This window comes from Allobosea sp. P2_B12 (genome assembly GCF_056404835.1).
Genome location: NZ_JBFUDG010000006.1, coordinates 239,751 through 257,988, shown reverse-complemented (window position 1 = coordinate 257,988; position 18,238 = coordinate 239,751). Strand labels below are relative to the sequence as shown.

The window sequence follows — 18,238 nt, the reverse complement described above, 5'->3', positions numbered from 1 at the left end:
AGGGTTAATGGGCCCCGGGGCGGACTGTGTCGCATCGGCGCATTTCCTGGCGGTGCAGAAGTCCGTGCAACAAGCGAGCGAAGCGGATTGCATCCGCGGCGCCCCGCCCCTATAAGCCCAACCGTCGGAGCGTAGCGCAGCCCGGTTAGCGCACTTGTCTGGGGGACAAGGGGTCGGAGGTTCGAATCCTCTCGCTCCGACCATAAATCCCACGAAAATCAAAGAGTTGGCAGCCCCTCGGCACAAGGGGTCCGCAACTGCTTTGTGCTGGGGTTCAGCGGGGTCAAAGGATCCCGCATGGCACGGCCCGCGTCTTCCGAAATCCGGAACCACTTCAGCAGATCTCCGTTTTGTGAGCATCGGCAACGATTAGCCACTCACAGGAGAAGCGCGTCATGACACGCACGATCACTCGATCCTATGATGACTATGAAACGGCCAGCGCGGTGGTGGACGATCTGGAGAACGCCGGCTTCGCCAACGACAATGTCAGCCTCATCGGCCGCCGCGACGACATCGACGACAGCAATGCGGATGACAGCAATGCAGGCGAAGGCGCAGAGATCGGCGCCGGCGTCGGCGGAGCTGCCGGCCTCCTGGCCGGCCTGGGCATGATCGCCATCCCGGGCATCGGGCCGGTCGTGGCGGCCGGCTGGCTGGCGACGACTGCCGCGGGCGCCGCCGCTGGTGCGGTTGCAGGCGGCGTCATCGGCGCCATGACCAGCGCCGGCGTCGATGAGCAGGACGCCCATCTCCATGCCGAGAGCGTCAGGCGCGGCGGCTCCGTCGTTTCGGTCCACGCCCCCGACAGCCGCGCCGCCGAAGCCGAGGCGATCATGGTCCGGGCGGGTCCGATTGATCTATCGGCGCGACGGGCCGCTTATGAGCGCGAAGGCTGGACACAGTTCGACGCCAACGCGACGCCCTATATCCGCCCCGGCATCTGATATCGGACTGGTCTTCCATCGCTCTGCCAGGCTTTTCGTCTGGCGGGGCTTTTTTGGGGGACCTCACGCTCCTTGGAAGCACCGGAAGTTGTCCACAGGGCTGGCAGCCGCGTTCGCTTGCCGGGCACAGCGTTATGACGCAACGTCATCCCGTCGCGTTGTCGGGAGTCGTTTCATGCGTGCCCTGTCGCGTTCCGTCGAATTCCGTGTCTCGGGGCAACGGGCCGTTCTGGCCCGCGCGCTGGTGGTGCTGGTGATTGCAGCCGGGATCCTCATGCCGCTCATCGACTGAGCCGGCTTGCCGAGCACGGCCTCGTTCCGGGTCGTGCGATGTGGCTCGTATCCGCGTCGTTTCGCGCGTAAGCTCGGGGCTCGCAGCGTGTGACGGAAGGAATTCAGCAATGGCAGGGGACAACCGGGGAACACGCGCCTGGCACGATGTGAACAGCGTCCAGGAGGCACCTCGCGAAAAGCAGAAATCGAGCGGACGCATTGCGGCTGACGAGGCTGCTGCCCGCAAAAAGATCGAGGCGCTGAAAGCCTTGCGCCTCGCCAAGCAGGCGGCCGAGCCACCCGCCCCGCCTGCCGCGGCCAAGACCACGAAGCGCAAGGCGACCGCCGCCGCGACATAAGACGCCGAAACGGCGGCGCTGTACGCGCCGCCGTTCTGCTTTCACAACGCCAGTCTGGTTTCGTCAGGCCCCGAGCAGCCAGCCCTTGAGCAGACCGATATCGGCCTGAGACAGGCCATGCCCGGCCGGCAGCACGCGGTGGTCGACGCTGGCGCCGTTGCCCGAAAGCGTTCGCGCAAGGCGTTCCGCATTCTGCGCTGGGATGATCGGATCCATTGCGCCCGACAGCATTAGCACGCGCTTGCCTGCCAGATCCGCCTGCGGCGGCTTGGCGAAAGGCGACATCGCCCGCAGCAGCGTTGCCCCGGCCAGAACCTCCGGACGCAGCAGCATGAGGCTGGCGGCAATGTTGGCTCCGTTCGAGAAGCCGACCGCGACCGGGGCCACGATGCCATAGCGCTGCCGGGCATGCGCGACGAAATCCGCCAGGTCATGGGTGCGACGGCGCAGATCGTCCTCGTCGAAGACGCCCTCCGCCAGCCGCCGGAAGAAGCGCGGCATCGCGCCTTCCAGCACCTGGCCGCGCGGCGAGAGCAGGCTGGCGCCGGGCGCGGCGGTCTGGCCGAGGCCGAGCAGGTCGTGCTCATCGCCGCCAGTGCCGTGCAACAACAGCAGCGGCGGGCGGCTCGTGTCGGAGCCAGGCTCATAGACATGGTGGAAATCGGCGGTCGCGACGGTGTCCATCGCTGTTCTCCTTTAGAACGAGGGCGGTACCGCCCTGCCCGGCCCGAAGGCAGGCAGGGCGGAGGCGCGGGTCAGGCGAGTTCGGGAAGCAGGGCTTCGATCCGCTCGCGCTGCTTCTCCAGCCCGGCCGGGAGCTTCAGCGCCTGGCCGAGGCTCGCGGTGGGCTCGTCGACGGCAAAGCCCGGGACGTCGGTCGCGATCTCGAAGAGCACGCGGCCGGGCTCGCGGAAGTAGACGGAGCGGAAGTAGTTCCGGTCCCTCTGCTCCGTGGTGCGGATGCCGTGGTTCTCCGCAAGCTTGCGGACCATCTCCTCCTGCGCCGCGTCGTCGGCGGCGCGGAAGGCAACATGGTGGACCGATCCCGCGCCCTGGCGTGCCGGCAGGAAGCCGCCGGCCACGCGCAGGTCGATGATGTTGCCGAGCGGCGCGCCATCCGCGTGGTAGCGGATGAGCGTGTCGTCGCGGCCGATCTCACGGAAGCCGAAGACATTGCTCAGGATCGCGCCGGTCGGCGCCGCATCGTCGAGCAGCAGGCTGACGCTGTGGAAGCCGCGGATCTGATGCTCGACCGGGACCTCGCTATCGCTCCAGGCGGGTTCGGCCTCGATGCCGGGCACGCCTACGAGCGCAAGGCGCATCCCGTCGCGATCCCGGAACGAAAGCACCGTCTCGCCGAAGCGCTTGACCGGGGCATCATGCGGCACGCCGTGCTCGACGAGCCGATGCGTCCAGTAGCCGATCGCGGCGGCCGGAACTCGGAACACCGTCTCCTGCGTCTCGCCGACGCCGAGCCGGCCCGGAGCGGCATGCTCCCAGGGGAAGAAGGTCAGGATCGTGCCCGGCGCGCCCGCGGCATCGCCATAATAGAGGTGATAGGTGCCGGGATCGTCGAAATTGACGGTCTTCTTGACCAGGCGCAGGCCGAGCACGCGGCCGTAGAAGTCGAGATTGCGACGCGCCGGGCCGGCGATCGCGGTGACATGATGGATGCCATTGATCTGCATGGCTGAGGTCCTTCCGAGGCTGTGATGCAAGGGCGGCGATGCCAATGCCGTCGCCCCGTTGGCCAGGAAGATCGATCTCGGAAGGTCAAAGCGCCAGAGGCAAATCATTGCGCAGACGCAATGTCATGATTGGTATCTCGCCATTTGCATTGCGGATCAGCGAGAGCGATCTCTTGTGGCGAGACCAGCCCGGTCCCGTTTCTGGAGACTGCCATCATGATCGACAATCGCCTCGCCCCTTATGGTGCCCTCGGCCTGCGCGTCGCGCTTGGCCTGATGTTCATCGCCCACGCCTATCTCAAGCTCGTGATCTTCACCCCGGCGGGCTTTGCCGGCTTCCTCGGCCAGGTCGGCCTGCCGGCCTTCCTCGCCTGGCCGATCATCCTCGCCGAACTTCTCGGCGGGCTGGCGATCCTGACCGGCTTCTACGGCCGCTATGTCTCGATCCTGCTGCTGCCCGTGCTGCTGGGCGCCCTGATGATCCATGCCCCCAATGGCTGGGTCTTCAACGCCCCCAATGGCGGCTGGGAATATCCGGCCTTCCTGGCGCTCGCTGCGCTGGCCCACGTCCTGATCGGCGATGGCGCGCTCGCCCTGAAGCCCGCTCGCCTGCCCGTGCTCGGCACGCCCGCCACGGCCTGACCGGCAGAACCAACAGGCTGCCTCTTCGCCGTCGTCGAGGTCCACGGACCTTGATGGCGGCGAAGCCATGCCCGACAGTGCCGCCATGAAACCGCCGACCAAGATGCAGCCGACGAAAACGTTGCCGACCAAAACCCTCGCCTGGGACGATTTCCGCCTGATCAAGGCGATCGCCGACCGGCGGGCCCTGCCGGCAGCCGCGACCGCGCTGGGGCTGAACCATTCGACCGTCTTCCGCCGTCTCGGCCAGATCGAGGAGGCGCTTGGCGTCAAGCTGTTCGAGCGCCATCGCAGCGGCTATGTCGCGACACCAGCCGGCGACGAGATGGCGCAACTGGCCGAGCGCGTCGACAGCGACATCAGCGCCTTTGCACTCAAGCTCGCCGGGCAGGACATCAAGCCGGCCGGCGAATTGCGCGTCACCACCAACGACACGCTGCTGGTCGATCTGCTGACGCCGGTCTTCGCCGCCTTCCTCAAGCAGTGCCCCGACATTCGGCTGGACATTCTGCTCAGCAACCAGTCGCTCAACCTGTCGAAGCGCGATGCCGACGTCGCGATCCGCGCGACCGACAACCCGCCGGAGACGCTGGTCGGCCGCAGGGCTGCCCGCATCGCCTGGGCGCTCTATGGCCGCGCCGCCGATTTCAGCGATGCCGGCGCTATCGGGATTGAGAGCCTGTGGGAGCGGGCCTGGGTTTCGCTCGGCGAGCAGTTCAGCGCGCTGAAGGCGGTGCGCTATCTCAGCCAGCATGTCGCGGCTGAGCGCATCGTCTACAAGGTCAACACCGTGCTCGGCCTTTCCGAGGCGGTCGAGGCGGGAATCGGCATCGGTTTCCTGCCCTGCTTCATCGCCGACACCAAGCCTGGGCTGACGCGGCTAGCGGCGCCCGATCCCGGCTTCTCGGCCGATCTCTGGCTGTTGACCCATCCCGATCTGCGACACTCGCCGCGGGTGCGCCTCTTTCTCGACTTCATGGCGGTGGAGCTTGGGCGGATGAAGCCGCTGATCGAAGGGAGCCTCGCCATGTCACCGCGCCAGCCTGCGCCAGACGCCCTCTCCGGGCCGGCGGCATGAGCGGCGACTGGAGCTTCCTGCCCTGGCTACTGCTGGCGTCGATCCCGGTCGGGCTTGTGCTCGCGGGCTATTGGGCGCGCGGCCGTTTCACGGAGAAGGTCCCCAAGGTGCCGCCGGGCGACCCCGGCAATCCGACCTGAGACACGCAAACACCCGCGACGGCGAACCATCGCGGGTGTCTTCAGACTTTGTCTGGCTCGGGATCAGGCCGCTTTGCGGTTGATGCCCGATTCCGCCAGCTTCGAAAGCTTGTCGTCGGCGGCGTATTCCTCGTCGAGATTCTGCTGCAGCAGCGCGGCGCAATCGGCGCGGCCGAGTTGCTTGGCCCAGGCCGCCAGCGTGCCGTAGCGCGTGATCTCGTAGTGCTCGACAGCCTGAGCGGCGGCGATGATCGCCGCATCCAGCACCTGCTTGTCGGCGACCTCGCCCGCGACCTCGTCGGCTTCCTTGAGGATGCCGTCGATCGCCGGGCAGTTGACCGCCTTCACCTCGGCGCCATGCTGCTTGAAGACCTGCTCGAGCCGCACGATGTGGTTCGCGGTTTCGGTGCGGTGCGCCTCCAGGCCCTGCTTGAGCTTGGCATCTGTGGCCTTCTCGATCATCTTCGGCAAGGCTTTGTGAATCTGCTTTTCGGCGTAGTAGACGTCCTGGAGCTGATGGACGAAGAGATCATCCATCGTCTTGATGTCCTTGGAAAAAAGTCCCATGTCGTTCTCCTGTCGCGTAGCGTTTGATGAGACAGGCCGGCATGCCCTGAGGCGATGCGCTTCCCCTGTGCATCGAACGTCCGCGGCCGGGATGGGTTCCGCTTCTCCAACATCTTCGTCCGCCCTCTTGCCCGTCCGACAGGCAGCCGGTTTCGTCCCGGCGCGGCTTGCTTTAGGCTGAGCGTGATGGAGCTGTTCGTCCCCCTCTTGATCGGCCTGACCCTGATCTGGCTGGTCGGCCGTGGCGTGCCGTGGAACGCCAAGCTGCTCACGCTGGCGGTGACGCTCGCCGTGATCGTGCTGATCGTCCTGGCTGAGCGCAATGGCTACTGGCCCGAGGGCTGGCAACGGCGCTGAACAGTTCGACTCAGGCGACGAGCTTGAGCCCGACGATGCCGGCGACGATCAGGCCGATGCAGGCCAGCCGAAGGGTGGTGGCAGGCTCGCCGAGCAGGACGACACCAAGCGCAGCCGTACCCACCGTGCCGATGCCGGTCCAGACCGCATAGGCGGTGCCGACCGGCAGGCTTTTTAGCGCAAGCCCCAACAGGCCGAGGCTCACCGCCATGCTGGCGAGCGTCAGTGCCGTGGGCACCAGCCTGGTGAAGCCTTGCGTGTATTTCAGGCCAATCGCCCAGCCGACCTCGAACAGACCGGCGATGAAGAGATAGAGCCAGGCCATGACGGCGCTCCTTGTGAAAGGGGCGAGGTCGTCCACGCCTGAACAGGGACGCGATGGACACAAGATGCGCCGCGCCGAGGTCGTCCTCTGCGGTCGATCTAGGGCTCGGCGCCCTGGCTTTCAAGACGCCCGTGTCAGGCGGTTTCGGCCGGCGGCTGCAGTGCCCGGTCGAGGATGCGCTTGCATTCGCCGAGTTCGGCCAGCACGGCTGTCAGGAGCGTGACGTCGTCGAGGCCGGGAGGCACCGGGGCGCGTATCGGCCCTTGCGGCCTCGGCGCCGCCTCAGTGTCCGAACGGGCTGAGCCGTCCGCAGGCGGCAGGCTGATCGGGCCTCCCCGGCCGATCGCCTGGACATGGCGCGGCCCCTGCTCCTTGAGGATGCGCTGGAGTCCCTTGATCGTGTAGCCTTCGCCATAAAGCAGGCGACGGATGCCCTTCAGCAGCGCGACATCGTCGGGGCGGTAATAACGCCGGCCGCCGCCGCGCTTGAGGGGCTTGATCTGGGAGAAGCGCGTCTCCCAGAAACGCAGCACATGCTGAGGTATGTCGAGGTCCTCAGCGACTTCGCTGATGGTCCGGAAGGCATCTGGGCTCTTGGTGTCCAATTCGGCCTCGGTGTTGCCGGTGTGGAACGCCCCACTCACTTATCTCGGCTCACTCGTCTTCGCCTTCACCCAACTGCCCGTTGATGCGGGCCTTCATCACATTCGAAGGCTTGAACACCATCACGCGCCGCGGCTCGATGGGAACCTCGACGCCCGTCTTGGGATTACGCCCGATTCGCTCGCCCTTGTCGCGCACGACAAAAGATCCGAACGAGGACAGCTTGACGTTCTCGCCGCGGGCAACCGCATCGCAGATCTCGTCGAGCACGGCCTCGACGAGCTTCGAAGACTCGGTCCGAGACAGGCCGATCTTCTGATACACGGCCTCGCACAGATCGGCTCGCGTAACCGTTTGCCCCGCCATTCATATCCTCCAAGGCGTTATCTCGGCTGGCGGGTATGCCACCTGCCTTTCGCCATTACGGACGATGAACGCTAGGCGTAGCCGCAGGCCGGGTCAATGCTCGAACGGACGCGCATGCGCCCGCCATATAAAAATTGCATGAAAACGGCGAGAAAATCGGTCAAATCCGATGGAATTCTCGCTTCTGGCTGTCTACCAGCGGATCAGCGCCGAGCCCCAGGTGAAACCGCCGCCCATCGCCTCTATCAGGACGAGCTGGCCGCGCTTGATGCGGCCGTCACGATGCGCCTGCGCGAGCGCCAGCGGGATCGAGGCCGCCGATGTGTTGCCGTGCTGATCGACCGTGACCACGACGCGCTCATGACCAATGCCGAGCTTGTCGGCGGTCGCGTCGATGATGCGGCGATTGGCCTGGTGCGGTACGAACCAGTCGATATCCGCGCCGGTCAGGCCGGTCTCCTCGAAGGTGTGGCGCACCGTTTCGGCGAGCTTGACGACGGCGTGCCGGAAGACCTCCTTGCCCTCCATGCGCAGGAAGCCGACCGTCTTGGTCGAGCCGGGCCCGCCATCGACATAGAGCTTGTCCTTGTGACGGCCATCCGAGCGGATATGCGTGGTCAGGACGCCCCGATCGGCGAGCGTGCCCTCGCCCGGCGCGGCCTTCAGCACGACAGCGCCGGCGCCGTCTCCAAAGAGGACGCAGGTGGTGCGGTCCTCCCAGTCGAGGATGCGCGAGAAGGTTTCGGCGCCGATGACGAGCGCAGCCTTCGCTGCCCCTGTGGTCAGGAATTTGTCGGCGGTCGCGAGCGCGAAGACGAAGCCGGAGCAGACGGCCTGGAGGTCGAAGGCCACGCCGCCCTCGATGCCGAGCGCCGCCTGGATCTGCGTCGCGGTTGCCGGGAAGGTGTGGTCGGGCGTCGCGGTCGCCACGATGATCATGTCGATCTCGCTGGCGTCCATGCCGGCGTCGGCCAACGCCGCCTGCGCTGCCTTCAGGCCGAGCGTCGAGGTGGTCTCGTCATCGGCCGCGACATGGCGCTGGCGGATGCCAGTGCGCTGGACGATCCACTCGTCGGTCGTGTCGACGCGCAGCGCGAGTTCGGCATTGGTGACGATCCGCGCGGGAAGATAAGAGCCGCAACCGACGATCTGAGAACGCAGAATAGACAAGTAACGCTTCCCTATTGGATGGCGGCCGCCTGCGCAGCCGCTTCCTGCTGCGCCGACGCCTCCTGATGCGTCGAGGCTGCAACCATCTCGCGGACCTTCGCCATCAGGTTCTCGCGCGCCATCTCATAGCCAAGTTCGGTTGCGCTGGCGAAGCCCACGGCATCCGTACCGCCATGGCTCTTGATGACGATGCCCTCGAGCCCGAGAAACACGCCGCCATTGACCTTGCGCGGATCCATCTTGTCCTTCAGCGCGGCGAAGGCGCCGCGCGCGAACAGATAGCCGATCTTGGCCATCAGCGAACGGCTCATTGCAGCCTTCAGATAAGCACTGATCTGGCGAGCGGTACCCTCTGCGGTCTTCAGCGCGATATTTCCGGTGAAGCCCTCGGTCACGACGACGTCGACCGTGCCCTTGCCGAGATCGTCGCCCTCGACGAAGCCGTGATAGTTCATCTGCGGCAGGTTGAGTTCGCGCAGGATGCGGCCGGCCTCCTTGACCGCCTCGACACCCTTGATCTCCTCGACGCCGACATTGAGCAGACCGACGGTGGGGCGGTCGAGATCGAAGACGACACGGGCCATGGCGGCGCCCATCACCGCGAGATCGACGAGATGGCGGGCATCGGCGCCGATGGTCGCGCCGACATCGAGCACCACGCTCTCGCCGCGCACGGTCGGCCACAGGCAGGCTATCGCCGGGCGATCGACTTCGGGCATCGACTTCAGGCAGAACTTCGACATCGCCATCAGCGCGCCGGTGTTGCCGGCGGAGACGGTGACGTCGGCCTCACCTGTCTTGGTCGCGTCGATGGAGCGCCACATCGAGGATTTGTAGCGGCCATAGCGTAGCGCCTGGCTCGGCTTGTCGTCCATCTTCACCGAGACTTCGGTGTGGTGGAAGGTCGTCACGGCCTTGAGCTTCGGGTGCTGGTCGATGAGCGGCAGCACCTGGCCTTCGTCGCCGAAGATCACGAAGCGCGCATCGGGGCGGCGCTCCAGCGTCAGCGCGGCGCCAGGAATGACGATGGCAGGACCGTGGTCCCCGCCCATCGCATCGAGCGCGATTGTAACCGGTCGTGTCATGGAGTGATGGTTGATCCCAGGAGCGGCCGACCTTCAATCCGGGGCGGCTCGATGCGGGCCGGACAATAGCGACTTGGGCGTGCGCCGCAAGCCACTGCGAGGCCGCCTAAAGCCGTCATTCTGTACGCTTCAGCCGCGCCAGGGCCGCAAAGGGCGATTCGGGCGGCAACTCGGGCGCCGGCTCCGCAAAGGCGGCGCCTGGCTTGCGCGGATAGGGATCGAGCCCCAGGGCGAGGAATTCCAGCGTCACCGCACCAAGATCAATCCCGCCATCCACGATCGGCTCGGGCGGATCGTCCTCGTTCAGCCGGACCTCGATATCGATCTTGCCGTCCTCATCATCAGCGCTCTTGCGCCGGGGATTCTCGGGCGCCTCGGGCGCGAAATCGAGCTTCAACGGCACCGCGATCGCGACCTGGAACGGATCGAGCGTGACGATGCAGGTCTGGTGCAGTGCAGCCTTGATCTCGCCCTCCAGCTTGACCCGCTCGCCGCTGCGCGTGAGCACGTAGCGCGCTTCGAGCGACTCCACTGACGGCAGGTCGAGCATGCGGGCGATGCCGGCAAGTTCTGCGGCTTCCGCCCGGATGGTGATGTGAGAGCCGCGCAGCTTGATCTCGTCGACCCGGATGGGCCGGTGCAGCGGCAGGGTCGATCCCGTGTCAGGCGTCATTGGCTTGCTTCCAGTTCGACCAGTGCCGGAAACAGCGTGTCCACGCGCAGGATGGCCTCGAGATCGAGACCGGCCAGATGCGCCTTGGCGCGGTCGGCATAGGCTGCGAGTACGGCTGCGCCCTCGCCCGGGCTCGCATTGCGGCGCAGCGCCTCGACGAGGTCCTGCGACTGGTTCGTCTCCAGCGCCGTCTCATAGGCCCGGATGCGGCCATAGAACATCTGGCCGATCTTCTTCATCCGCTTGGGCACCGCGATGTCGCTGATCCCCGCGTTGCGGAAGCCGAGTTCGAGATAGGCGAAGCAGGCATCGACCAGTTCCTGAGCGAGATCGGCTGCCGGAGCCGGCAGCTCGCGCAGGCGGCGCAGAACCAGGAAGACATGCAGCGTCAGCGATTCGAAGCGGCCCTCGAAGCTGTCGGGAATGCCGCCGCCGAGATAAAGGGCGGGCTGGCGCGACGCCTCGGCGATACGCGCGAACAGCGTATCGACCGGTGCCTGCCTGTCCCCACGCTTGCCGAACAACCCAAACATCAGGCTCGCATCTCCGGCCGGCGGCTCGGACGGCGTCCTTGCCTTGCCAAAGCCATTCTCGGGCGTTACGCCAACCTCCACCCGTTTGACAAGCGGCTTGGGCTTTCGCCCTTTGCCGCAGCGCCACTGGATGCTGTCCGAATGATCGCCGTCTCCCGCCGTACAGCCCTCCTTGGCCTCCTCGCGACGACCTCCCTGGCCCTTGGGGCTTGCGGCCCCAATGCAAGTGGCTTCAAGCTCGCAACGTCGTCGGGCTTGAATGAGGAATTCCACCGCGGCTTCGTCGCGGATGAGACGCTGATCGCGCAGGTCAAGGTCGGCATGGATGTGCAGCAGGTGCTGTCGACTCTCGGCACGCCCTCGACGACATCGACCGTCGGTAACCGGACCTTCTACTACATCAGCCAGACCGTATACCGGCGCTTCCAGTTTCAGGATCTGACGGTCGTCGACCAGAAGGTGCTGGTGGTCTATTTCAACAAGGGCTTCAAGGTCGAGCGCATCGCCCATTACGGCCTGCAGGACGGCGTGATCTTCGACTTCATCAGCCGCACCACCACGACCGGCGGCGAAGAACAGAGCTTCCTGCGCAACCTCTTCCGTGGTGTGACCAAGTTCACGCCGTTCGGGGCGTAAGGCGGCGACGCTGCCCCATCAGATGGCAAAACCCGCGGCTCGCGCCGCGGGTTTTTTCTTGGCTTTCTTGGCTTTCTTGGCTGCAGCGCTCAGAGCGGTCCGTGCTTTCGCACCGGCAGCGTCATCGCCAGCACCCCGCCGACGACGAGGATGAGCCCGGCCCAGGCCGTGGGAGCCAAGGCCTCGCCGAGGAAGATCATGCCGATCAGGACGCCGGTCGGAACGCGCAGATAGGCGACCGAGGTCGTCGCGACAGAGCCGAGCCGCGCGATCAGCCGGAAATAGATCACGAAGGCCAGCGCGGTGGACAACAGCGACAGCGCGATCAGGGCCTGGATCGAGGCGACCGAGGGCGCCAGCGTCCAGGGGCGATCCAGCACCAGGCTGAGAGGAAGCAGGACGACCGCTCCACAGATCAGCGAGCCGGCCGCCGGCATGATCGGATCGAGCCCCTTGAAGTTGCGCCCGAACAGGGCGGCGCCTGCATAACAGAGACTGGCCGCGATCAGCGCGAGTTGAGCCCCCAGCTGTTCGCCGAAACCTGTTACCGCCTGCGCGCCGACGATCAGGAGGGTGCCGGCGAGACCGGCCGCGATCCCCGCAAGCCTCAGGCGCGGCAAGCGCTCAGCCGTCGACGACAGGCAAGTGAGCAGGACAACGAAGATCGGGCTGGTCGAACTGAGGATGGTCGCAAGCCCAGCCTCGACGCTGCGCTCGGCCCAGGCGATCAGCGTGAAGGGTACGACGCTGTTCAGGCAGGCCTGAGCCAGGAAGAGCCGCCAGGTCGCGAGATCACGCGGCAGGCGAAGGCCGCGCCAGCGGATCACCATGAGCAGGATCGCCCCGGCGAGCAGCGTGCGCGCGGCGATCAGGGTCAGCGGCGGAATCGTTTCGACGCCGATCCTGATGAAGCTGTAGGAGCCGCCCCAGAGCGTGGCGAGGACGAGCAGCAAGGCAAGATCGGTGAAACGACCTGCCTTGGGGTGAGAAGCGGCAACGGCATGCGTGGTCATGATGGTCTCCCTGTTGGGGAGGTCATGCCAGCGGGCGTGCGGAATAGCTTGCCGGAACGCTACGGTGCCGACCGTAGCTTCATGGTTCGATTCAAACAGCCGGCATCCTGATTCAAGAACCGGTCGCAAGCGTCTCCTCGACAACGATAAACCCCGCGGATCGCTCCGCGGGGTTCGGTCTCATGCGCGGGGCGCTGGTTGCTCAGCTATGCGCGAGGATGGCCAGCAGCAGGAGCGCAATGATGTTTGTGATCTTGATCGCGGGGTTCACGGCGGGGCCCGCCGTGTCCTTGTAGGGGTCGCCGACGGTGTCGCCGGTCACCGAGGCCTTGTGCGCCTCGGAGCCCTTCATGTGGCGCACGCCGTCCTTGTCGACGAAGCCGTCCTCGAAGGACTTCTTGGCGTTGTCCCAGGCGCCGCCGCCCGAGGTCATCGAGATCGCGACAAAGATGCCGGTGACGATGACGCCCATCAGCATGGCACCGACCGCCGCGAAGGCCTGATTCTTGCCGGCGATGGCGTTGATCGCGAAATAGGTCACGATCGGCGCCAGCACCGGCAGCAGCGAGGGTACGATCATCTCCTTGATCGCGGCCTTGGTCAGCAGATCGACGGCGCGGGCGTAATCGGGCCGCTCCGTGCCGTCCATGATGCCGGGCTTCTCCTTGAACTGGCGCCGGACCTCTTCCACCACCGAACCGGCGGCACGACCAACCGCGGTCATGCCCATGCCGGCGAAGAGGAAGGGGATCAGGCCGCCGAGCAGCAGGCCGACGACGACGTAAGGGTTGGACAGCGAGAAATCGACGACCACGCCCTTGAAGTACCGGAAGGTGGTCGAGCCCGCCTTGTTGGCCTCGCCGATGAAGAAGTTCAGGTCCGAGGTATAGGCCGCGAAGAGCACCAGCGCGCCGAGACCGGCCGAGCCGATCGCGTAGCCCTTGGTGATCGCCTTGGTCGTGTTGCCGACGGCGTCGAGCGCGTCGGTGGAGTGGCGGACCTCCTTGGGCAGGCCCGCCATCTCGGCGATGCCGCCGGCATTGTCGGTGACCGGGCCGAAGGCATCGAGCGCCACGACCACGCCCGCCAGCGCCAGCATCGCTGTGGTGGCAATGGCGATGCCGAACAGGCCAGCCAGACCGTAGGAGACGATGATGCCAGCGACGATCACCAGCGTCGGCAGCGCCGTCGATTCCAGGGAGACCGCGAGGCCCTGGATGACGTTGGTGCCGTGGCCGGTGACCGAGGCCTGGGCGATCGAGACGACCGGACGCTTGCCGGTGCCGGTGTAATATTCAGTGATCACGACGATCAGCAGCGTCACCGCAAGACCGACAAGCGCGCAGGCGAACAGGCCGCCCGAGGTGAAGCTGACGCCCTGCACCGTGGTGAAGGAGGCCGAGAAGCCGCCGAACATCAGGTAGTTCACCGCCGCGATCGCGCCGACAGAGAGCACGCCGGCAGCGATGAAGCCCTTGTAGAGCGCGCCCATGATCGACTGGTTGGCGCCGAGCTTGACGAAGAACGTGCCGATGATCGAGGTCACGATGCAGGAGGCACCAATCGCCATCGGGTAGAGCATCATGCTGCCGAGCGTCGCCTGTCCGGCGAAGAAGATCGCCGCCAGCACCATGGTCGCGACCAGCGTCACCGCATAGGTCTCGAACAGGTCGGCTGCCATGCCGGCGCAGTCACCGACATTGTCGCCGACATTGTCGGCGATGGTGGCGGGGTTGCGCGGATCGTCCTCGGGGATTCCGGCCTCGACCTTACCGACGAGGTCGGCGCCGACATCGGCTCCCTTGGTGAAGATGCCGCCGCCGAGACGGGCGAAGATCGAGATCAGCGAGGCGCCGAAGCCGAGCGCGACCAGCGAATCGATCACGGTGCGGCTCGACGGGGCAAAGCCGAGCATCGAGGTCAGGATGCCGTAATAGACGGCCACGCCCAGCAGGGCGAGACCCGCCACCAGCATGCCGGTGACCGCGCCGGCCTTGAAGGCGACGTCGAGGCCGTCGCCGAGCGACTGCATTGCGGCCTGGGCCGTGCGGACATTGGCGCGCACCGAGACGTTCATGCCAATGAAGCCGGCGACGCCGGACAGCACCGCACCGATCAGGAAGCCGACGCCAACCCATTTGCCGAGCAGGTAGATCAGGACCACAAACAGCACGGCACCGACCATGGCGATGGTGACATATTGGCGCTTGAGATAGGCCTGTGCGCCCTCGGCGACAGCGGCGGAAATCTCCTGCATGCGCTGGTTGCCGGCGTCTCGTTTCATGACGTCGGCATAGGCCCAGACGCCATAGGCGATCGACAGGGCGCTGAGTAAGATGATGATGAGCAGAGCTGACATTCGATTTCCTGACCTTGAGCTTCCGACCCGCGGGAGCGCTGTCGCTCCTCATTTGTCGCTTTGGACGTCAGGCGCATGAAAATGCGGGCCGTAGACTTCTAGGCCCGCCTCGCGTCGCCGGTGTCAGGCGAATTTGTGGCAAGTTTCGCGGGCGAGCGCAACGCGACGATGCGCGCATTATCGATTGTCGGATCGTTTCAGGCTCGGGTCATCGGCGCGTTAGAGCGCCACGTCGCGGTTGACGTTCTTGTAGAGCAGGTAGCAGGCATCGTCGAAGCCAGTCGGGTAGAATTGCTGCGGGCAGTAGCCGCCCATCCAGATGAAGTCCTGCGCCCAGATTTCGTGCCAGTCCCGGCCTAGGAAATAGAGCCCGTGCCCTTCCAGCATGTAGAGCCCGTGCTCCATCACATGCGTCTCGACATCGGGGAAATAGGCGCCCGGCTTGAACCACATCAGGTTCATCTCGAAATCGAAGCGCGGATCGCCATAGGGCAGCAGGAACTGGAAGCCGCGCCCCTGCATGCCGGTGTGGTTGGTGACCGGGATCGCGTCCCGGTGCGACAGGATCGGCTCGGGAACGGCCAGTCCCGGCGCCGGCTCGTAGCGCTTGCGCAAGGCCAACACGCGAACGGGCGCGGCGCTGTCATTGCGCAGGCTGAAGAGCGTTCCGGGCGGGACATAGGCGAAGGCCCCGGCCGGGAAGGCGGAGGCTGCGGCGCCGTCGATGGCAAAGGCCGCCTCGCCCGACAGGCCATAATAGAAATGCTGGACGCCCTCCTCGGCGAAGGGCGCGCGCGTGCCGCCGCCCGGCTCGATCTCGAGGACATACTGCGCGAATCGAGCGCCCAGCACAGGCGCGGCGAGAATCCGGGCGATCGTCTTCTCGAAATGCGGCAGGCGGCTGACGAGAACGCCTTCGGGCGGCATGAAGGCGTAGTTGGGCGCCACCACGCCACGGTTATGGCCGATCGCGCCGACAGCAGGCCGGCCGGGGATTTGCGGAAGCTGGTGGGCGCGCATCGGCTTATCTCCTGCGGGTCAGGCCGTTCTGGCAGGGATCAGGCCGGAACGGCGGGCTTCTGAAAAGCCTGCCAGGCGACCATCACCAGCGCCACCGCGACGGGCGGGAAGACCAGCCAGTTGACGCTCGTCCAGCCACCGGCATGGAGCAGGCCACCCGATGAGAACGAGGCGATGGCGACGGAGCCGAAGACCAGGAAGTCGTTGGCCGCCTGCACTTTCACGCGCTCCTCGGGCCGATAGCAGTCCGTCACCAGCGCGGTTGCGCCGATGAAGCCGAAATTCCAGCCCACACCGAGAATGACGAGCGCGATCCAGAAATGCGCGACGCTGAGGCCCGACAGGCCGACGATCGCGGCGAGCGCCGTCAGGATCAGCCCGGTCGCTGTGACCTGCGCCTTGCCGAACCGGGCGATCAGGCGGCCGGTGAAGAAGCTCGGCCCGAACATCGCCAGCACATGCCATTGGATGCCGAGCGCGGCGTCTCCCACCGAATGGCCGCAGCCGACCATGGCGAGCGGGGCCGCGGTCATGACGAAGCTCATCAAACCATACGCGACGAGCGCGGCGGTGACCGAGGCGATGAATTTCGGCTGGCGCATGATCTCGCCCAGCGGGCGGCCGCCGCCGGATGCGACCTTGGCCACGGGCGGCGCCCGCAATTGCAGGATCACCAGCATGGCGATGAGCGCGAGGCAGCCCTGGGCGAGGAAGCTTGCAGCGAAGGGCGCGTCGGGGGTGAGATCGCGCGTCCAGTAGACCGATTGCGGGCCGATGACGCCAGCAGCGATGCCGCCGATCATGACCCAGGAGATGGCGCGGGGCCGGAAGCTCTCGGTCGCGGCATCGGCCGCCGCGAAGCGGTAGCTCTGCACGAAGGCGCCATAGAGCCCGCAGGCGAAGGTGCCCAGGCAGAACAGCCAGAACAGCCGCGTGCTCGCGCCGGCCGCCGCAACACTGGCGGCGGCCGCGCCGATCAGCGCACCCAGGAGGTAGCCGTTGCGACGCCCGAAGCGCCGCATCAGCATCGCGGCCGGGATGACGCCGACGGCGATGCCCAGCTGCATCAGGCTGACGGGAACGGTCGCGAAGGTCTGATCCGTGACAAGCTGCGAGCCGACGATCCCGCCGAGCGAGATCACGATCGAGGGGCTGGCGCCGCCAAGCGCCTGCGCGCAGGCCAGAACCACGGAATTGCGCTTGGCGAGCGCATCGCCGTCGCCGACCGGAATATGCTGGTTCATGCGTCCGCCGCCCCGAAACGAGGCGGCTCTTCAAAGGCCGCCTTCAAAAATGAGCGAAGGAGCCCTGCGCGAAGCTGCGCGCCTTGCCCTGTTCGCGATATCTCGCCTCGCCCGCCTCGGCCGTCACGCGACCGATCGCGGTCAACGCCATTCCGGCAGACTCGGCAGCCGCCACCAGAGCAGGATATTCCCTTTCCGAGGCCGTGCAGAGAATTTCGTAGTCGTCCCCGCCGGTCCAGGCCAGTTCCGCCAGCGCAGGATCGGCCATGATCGCAGCGCGCGCCGGCATCGACAGGGGAACGGCGTTGAGGTCGATTTCGGCGCCGACAGCGGAGGCTTTCAGCAGCTTGGCGAGGTCGCCGACGAGCCCGTCGGAGATGTCCATCGCAGCCGAGGCGTGGCTCTGAAGCCCACCGGCCAGCGCAAGCCGCGGCTGCGGATGCAGATAGCGATCGGCAAGGAAGGCGCGCCCGGCCTCGTCCAGCGCGGAGATCCAGCCCGGCTTGGCCGGCCCATGCACCTTCAGCCCGAGCGCGCCATCGCCGATCGTGCCCGAGACCAACACGAGATCGCCCGGCTTTGCGCCCGAGCGCGTCACCATGCGCCCCGCCGGCACGCTGCCGAAGGCGGTGATCGACAGGGTCAGCGGCCCGGAGGTCGAAACGGTGTCGCCGCCGATCAGCGAGCAGCCGTTCTCGGCGGCCATGCCGGCCAGGCCGGCGGCGAAGTCCGCAAGCCACGCTTCCGTCCAGCCTTTCGGCAGCACCAGTGACAGCACGAAACCTTCCGGCTTCGCACCCTTGGCGGCTAGATCGGAGAGGTTCACACCCAGCGCCTTGCGGGCGATCGAGGCCGGCGGATCGTCCGGGAAGAAATGCACGCCGGCAACCAGCGCATCGACGGTCACGACGATCTCGTAGCCCCGCGCGGGGCGCAACAAGCCGGCATCGTCGACGAGACCCAAGCCCCCCGGCCCCGCGATCGGAGCGAAATGGCGGGCGATCAGTTCGAATTCGCCGGGTCTCGTCTCGCCTGCCATCGCGTCCATCCTCAGCCCTCATCCTGAGGAGCCGCGAAGCGGCGTCTCGAAGGATGGTCCAGCGGTCTCCGGCGCCTTCTCGACCATCCTTCGAGACGCGTTCCTGCGGAACGCTCCTCAG

General features: G+C 66.3%; 22 protein-coding genes and 1 tRNA gene. 8 read left to right on the top strand and 15 right to left on the bottom strand.

The genetic code is table 11. The features are described from left to right. Positions 1-125: 125 nt before the first annotated feature. From AC1DYU_RS16690 to AC1DYU_RS16680, 3 genes are all read left to right on the top strand, one after another. A tRNA-Pro gene (locus AC1DYU_RS16690) sits at positions 126-203 on the top strand. 192 nt (positions 204-395) lie between these two features. Continuing rightward, a complete protein-coding gene (locus AC1DYU_RS16685) occupies positions 396-947 on the top strand; it encodes a general stress protein (RefSeq protein ID WP_476792597.1) in 552 nt (183 codons plus the stop codon). Between the two features lie 401 nt (positions 948-1,348). Continuing rightward, the gene (locus AC1DYU_RS16680) at positions 1,349-1,579 is read left to right on the top strand and encodes a transcriptional regulator (protein ID WP_476792596.1); all 231 of its coding nucleotides are present in this window, start codon (positions 1,349-1,351) and stop codon (positions 1,577-1,579) included. Positions 1,580-1,642: 63 nt separating this feature from the next. Here AC1DYU_RS16680 and AC1DYU_RS16675 read toward each other — a convergent pair whose 3' ends face one another. After that, on the bottom strand, positions 1,643-2,263 hold the full coding sequence (locus tag AC1DYU_RS16675) for an alpha/beta hydrolase (protein WP_476792595.1): 621 nt from the start codon (positions 2,261-2,263) through the stop codon (positions 1,643-1,645). Positions 2,264-2,334: 71 nt separating this feature from the next. Continuing rightward, positions 2,335-3,267, bottom strand: coding sequence for a ring-cleaving dioxygenase (locus tag AC1DYU_RS16670; protein WP_476792594.1), 933 nt, complete (start codon positions 3,265-3,267; stop codon positions 2,335-2,337). Between the two features lie 216 nt (positions 3,268-3,483). Between AC1DYU_RS16670 and AC1DYU_RS16665 the strand changes: the two genes are divergently transcribed. From AC1DYU_RS16665 to AC1DYU_RS16655, 3 genes are all read left to right on the top strand, one after another. After that, positions 3,484-3,909, top strand: a complete 426-nt coding sequence (locus tag AC1DYU_RS16665) for a DoxX family protein (RefSeq protein ID WP_158485086.1) — start codon at positions 3,484-3,486, stop codon at positions 3,907-3,909. An 85-nt stretch (positions 3,910-3,994) separates the two neighbouring features. After that, positions 3,995-4,987, top strand: a complete 993-nt coding sequence (locus tag AC1DYU_RS16660; protein ID WP_476792593.1) for a LysR family transcriptional regulator — start codon at positions 3,995-3,997, stop codon at positions 4,985-4,987. Then, positions 4,984-5,127 carry a hypothetical protein gene (locus tag AC1DYU_RS16655; RefSeq protein WP_476792592.1) on the top strand — a complete coding sequence of 48 codons (144 nt, stop codon included), beginning with the start codon at positions 4,984-4,986 and terminating at the stop codon, positions 5,125-5,127. The genes AC1DYU_RS16660 and AC1DYU_RS16655 overlap by 4 nt, the downstream gene beginning before the upstream one ends. A 63-nt stretch (positions 5,128-5,190) precedes the next feature. Here AC1DYU_RS16655 and AC1DYU_RS16650 read toward each other — a convergent pair whose 3' ends face one another. After that, positions 5,191-5,694 carry a ferritin-like domain-containing protein gene (locus tag AC1DYU_RS16650; protein ID WP_158485087.1) on the bottom strand — a complete coding sequence of 168 codons (504 nt, stop codon included), beginning with the start codon at positions 5,692-5,694 and terminating at the stop codon, positions 5,191-5,193. A gap of 186 nt (positions 5,695-5,880) precedes the next feature. Here AC1DYU_RS16650 and AC1DYU_RS16645 point away from each other — a divergent pair, with 186 nt between their 5' ends. Next, on the top strand, positions 5,881-6,051 hold the full coding sequence (locus AC1DYU_RS16645; RefSeq protein ID WP_476792591.1) for a hypothetical protein: 171 nt from the start codon (positions 5,881-5,883) through the stop codon (positions 6,049-6,051). A 10-nt stretch (positions 6,052-6,061) separates the two neighbouring features. Here AC1DYU_RS16645 and sugE read toward each other — a convergent pair whose 3' ends face one another. The 7 genes from sugE to AC1DYU_RS16610 form a co-directional block, all read right to left on the bottom strand. Beyond that, positions 6,062-6,376: a quaternary ammonium compound efflux SMR transporter SugE gene (gene sugE, locus AC1DYU_RS16640; RefSeq protein ID WP_158485088.1), complete on the bottom strand. Its 315-nt coding sequence runs from the start codon at positions 6,374-6,376 to the stop codon at positions 6,062-6,064. A gap of 134 nt (positions 6,377-6,510) precedes the next feature. Then, positions 6,511-7,020: a MerR family transcriptional regulator gene (locus AC1DYU_RS16635; RefSeq protein WP_476792590.1), complete on the bottom strand. Its 510-nt coding sequence runs from the start codon at positions 7,018-7,020 to the stop codon at positions 6,511-6,513. Positions 7,021-7,030: 10 nt separating this feature from the next. Beyond that, a complete protein-coding gene (locus AC1DYU_RS16630) occupies positions 7,031-7,345 on the bottom strand; it encodes an integration host factor subunit alpha (RefSeq protein WP_069691132.1) in 315 nt (104 codons plus the stop codon). Between the two features lie 192 nt (positions 7,346-7,537). Beyond that, entirely contained in the window at positions 7,538-8,515 is a 978-nt protein-coding gene (locus tag AC1DYU_RS16625; protein ID WP_158485090.1) for a beta-ketoacyl-ACP synthase III, read from the bottom strand. Positions 8,516-8,526: 11 nt separating this feature from the next. After that, positions 8,527-9,600, bottom strand: a complete 1,074-nt coding sequence (gene plsX, locus AC1DYU_RS16620) for a phosphate acyltransferase PlsX (protein WP_476792589.1) — start codon at positions 9,598-9,600, stop codon at positions 8,527-8,529. Positions 9,601-9,715: 115 nt separating this feature from the next. Then, positions 9,716-10,273 (bottom strand): YceD family protein, encoded by a 558-nt coding sequence (locus AC1DYU_RS16615; protein WP_476792588.1) that lies wholly within the window; start codon positions 10,271-10,273, stop codon positions 9,716-9,718. Next, positions 10,270-10,806, bottom strand: coding sequence for a ubiquinol-cytochrome C chaperone family protein (locus tag AC1DYU_RS16610; RefSeq protein WP_476792587.1), 537 nt, complete (start codon positions 10,804-10,806; stop codon positions 10,270-10,272). The genes AC1DYU_RS16615 and AC1DYU_RS16610 overlap by 4 nt, the downstream gene beginning before the upstream one ends. A gap of 141 nt (positions 10,807-10,947) precedes the next feature. On the opposite strand from AC1DYU_RS16610, the gene AC1DYU_RS16605 reads away from it, so the two are divergent. After that, positions 10,948-11,442 carry an outer membrane protein assembly factor BamE gene (locus AC1DYU_RS16605; protein ID WP_158485094.1) on the top strand — a complete coding sequence of 165 codons (495 nt, stop codon included), beginning with the start codon at positions 10,948-10,950 and terminating at the stop codon, positions 11,440-11,442. A gap of 89 nt (positions 11,443-11,531) precedes the next feature. Here AC1DYU_RS16605 and AC1DYU_RS16600 read toward each other — a convergent pair whose 3' ends face one another. The 5 genes from AC1DYU_RS16600 to thiL all read right to left on the bottom strand — a co-directional run bounded on the left by AC1DYU_RS16600 (position 11,532) and on the right by thiL (position 18,117). Further along, positions 11,532-12,455: a DMT family transporter gene (locus AC1DYU_RS16600; protein WP_476792586.1), complete on the bottom strand. Its 924-nt coding sequence runs from the start codon at positions 12,453-12,455 to the stop codon at positions 11,532-11,534. A gap of 202 nt (positions 12,456-12,657) precedes the next feature. After that, on the bottom strand, positions 12,658-14,814 hold the full coding sequence (locus AC1DYU_RS16595) for a sodium-translocating pyrophosphatase (protein WP_476792585.1): 2,157 nt from the start codon (positions 14,812-14,814) through the stop codon (positions 12,658-12,660). 219 nt (positions 14,815-15,033) lie between these two features. Beyond that, positions 15,034-15,834: a (S)-ureidoglycine aminohydrolase gene (gene allE, locus AC1DYU_RS16590; RefSeq protein WP_476792584.1), complete on the bottom strand. Its 801-nt coding sequence runs from the start codon at positions 15,832-15,834 to the stop codon at positions 15,034-15,036. Between the two features lie 38 nt (positions 15,835-15,872). Continuing rightward, positions 15,873-17,078: an MFS transporter gene (locus tag AC1DYU_RS16585; RefSeq protein ID WP_476792583.1), complete on the bottom strand. Its 1,206-nt coding sequence runs from the start codon at positions 17,076-17,078 to the stop codon at positions 15,873-15,875. A 43-nt stretch (positions 17,079-17,121) separates the two neighbouring features. Beyond that, positions 17,122-18,117, bottom strand: coding sequence for a thiamine-phosphate kinase (thiL, locus tag AC1DYU_RS16580; protein WP_476792582.1), 996 nt, complete (start codon positions 18,115-18,117; stop codon positions 17,122-17,124). Positions 18,118-18,238: the final 121 nt, after the last annotated feature.

Excerpts from the sequence above, each read along its gene's own strand:
- AC1DYU_RS16605 (WP_158485094.1), top strand. The coding sequence starts at position 10,948 with ATGATCGCCGTCTCCCGCCGTACAGCCCTCCTTGGCCTCCTCGCGACG.
- AC1DYU_RS16610 (WP_476792587.1), bottom strand. The coding sequence starts at position 10,806 with ATGTTTGGGTTGTTCGGCAAGCGTGGGGACAGGCAGGCACCGGTCGAT.
- AC1DYU_RS16685 (WP_476792597.1), top strand. The coding sequence starts at position 396 with ATGACACGCACGATCACTCGATCCTATGATGACTATGAAACGGCCAGC.
- AC1DYU_RS16675 (WP_476792595.1), bottom strand. The coding sequence starts at position 2,263 with ATGGACACCGTCGCGACCGCCGATTTCCACCATGTCTATGAGCCTGGC.
- AC1DYU_RS16665 (WP_158485086.1), top strand. The coding sequence starts at position 3,484 with ATGATCGACAATCGCCTCGCCCCTTATGGTGCCCTCGGCCTGCGCGTC.
- AC1DYU_RS16595 (WP_476792585.1), bottom strand. The coding sequence starts at position 14,814 with ATGTCAGCTCTGCTCATCATCATCTTACTCAGCGCCCTGTCGATCGCC.
- AC1DYU_RS16655 (WP_476792592.1), top strand. The coding sequence starts at position 4,984 with ATGAGCGGCGACTGGAGCTTCCTGCCCTGGCTACTGCTGGCGTCGATC.
- AC1DYU_RS16615 (WP_476792588.1), bottom strand. The coding sequence starts at position 10,273 with ATGACGCCTGACACGGGATCGACCCTGCCGCTGCACCGGCCCATCCGG.
- AC1DYU_RS16660 (WP_476792593.1), top strand. The coding sequence starts at position 3,995 with ATGAAACCGCCGACCAAGATGCAGCCGACGAAAACGTTGCCGACCAAA.
- plsX (WP_476792589.1), bottom strand. The coding sequence starts at position 9,600 with ATGACACGACCGGTTACAATCGCGCTCGATGCGATGGGCGGGGACCAC.
- AC1DYU_RS16670 (WP_476792594.1), bottom strand. The coding sequence starts at position 3,267 with ATGCAGATCAATGGCATCCATCATGTCACCGCGATCGCCGGCCCGGCG.
- allE (WP_476792584.1), bottom strand. The coding sequence starts at position 15,834 with ATGCGCGCCCACCAGCTTCCGCAAATCCCCGGCCGGCCTGCTGTCGGC.
- AC1DYU_RS16600 (WP_476792586.1), bottom strand. The coding sequence starts at position 12,455 with ATGACCACGCATGCCGTTGCCGCTTCTCACCCCAAGGCAGGTCGTTTC.
- AC1DYU_RS16585 (WP_476792583.1), bottom strand. The coding sequence starts at position 17,078 with ATGAACCAGCATATTCCGGTCGGCGACGGCGATGCGCTCGCCAAGCGC.
- AC1DYU_RS16630 (WP_069691132.1), bottom strand. The coding sequence starts at position 7,345 with ATGGCGGGGCAAACGGTTACGCGAGCCGATCTGTGCGAGGCCGTGTAT.
- AC1DYU_RS16650 (WP_158485087.1), bottom strand. The coding sequence starts at position 5,694 with ATGGGACTTTTTTCCAAGGACATCAAGACGATGGATGATCTCTTCGTC.
- sugE (WP_158485088.1), bottom strand. The coding sequence starts at position 6,376 with ATGGCCTGGCTCTATCTCTTCATCGCCGGTCTGTTCGAGGTCGGCTGG.
- thiL (WP_476792582.1), bottom strand. The coding sequence starts at position 18,117 with ATGGCAGGCGAGACGAGACCCGGCGAATTCGAACTGATCGCCCGCCAT.
- AC1DYU_RS16680 (WP_476792596.1), top strand. The coding sequence starts at position 1,349 with ATGGCAGGGGACAACCGGGGAACACGCGCCTGGCACGATGTGAACAGC.
- AC1DYU_RS16645 (WP_476792591.1), top strand. The coding sequence starts at position 5,881 with ATGGAGCTGTTCGTCCCCCTCTTGATCGGCCTGACCCTGATCTGGCTG.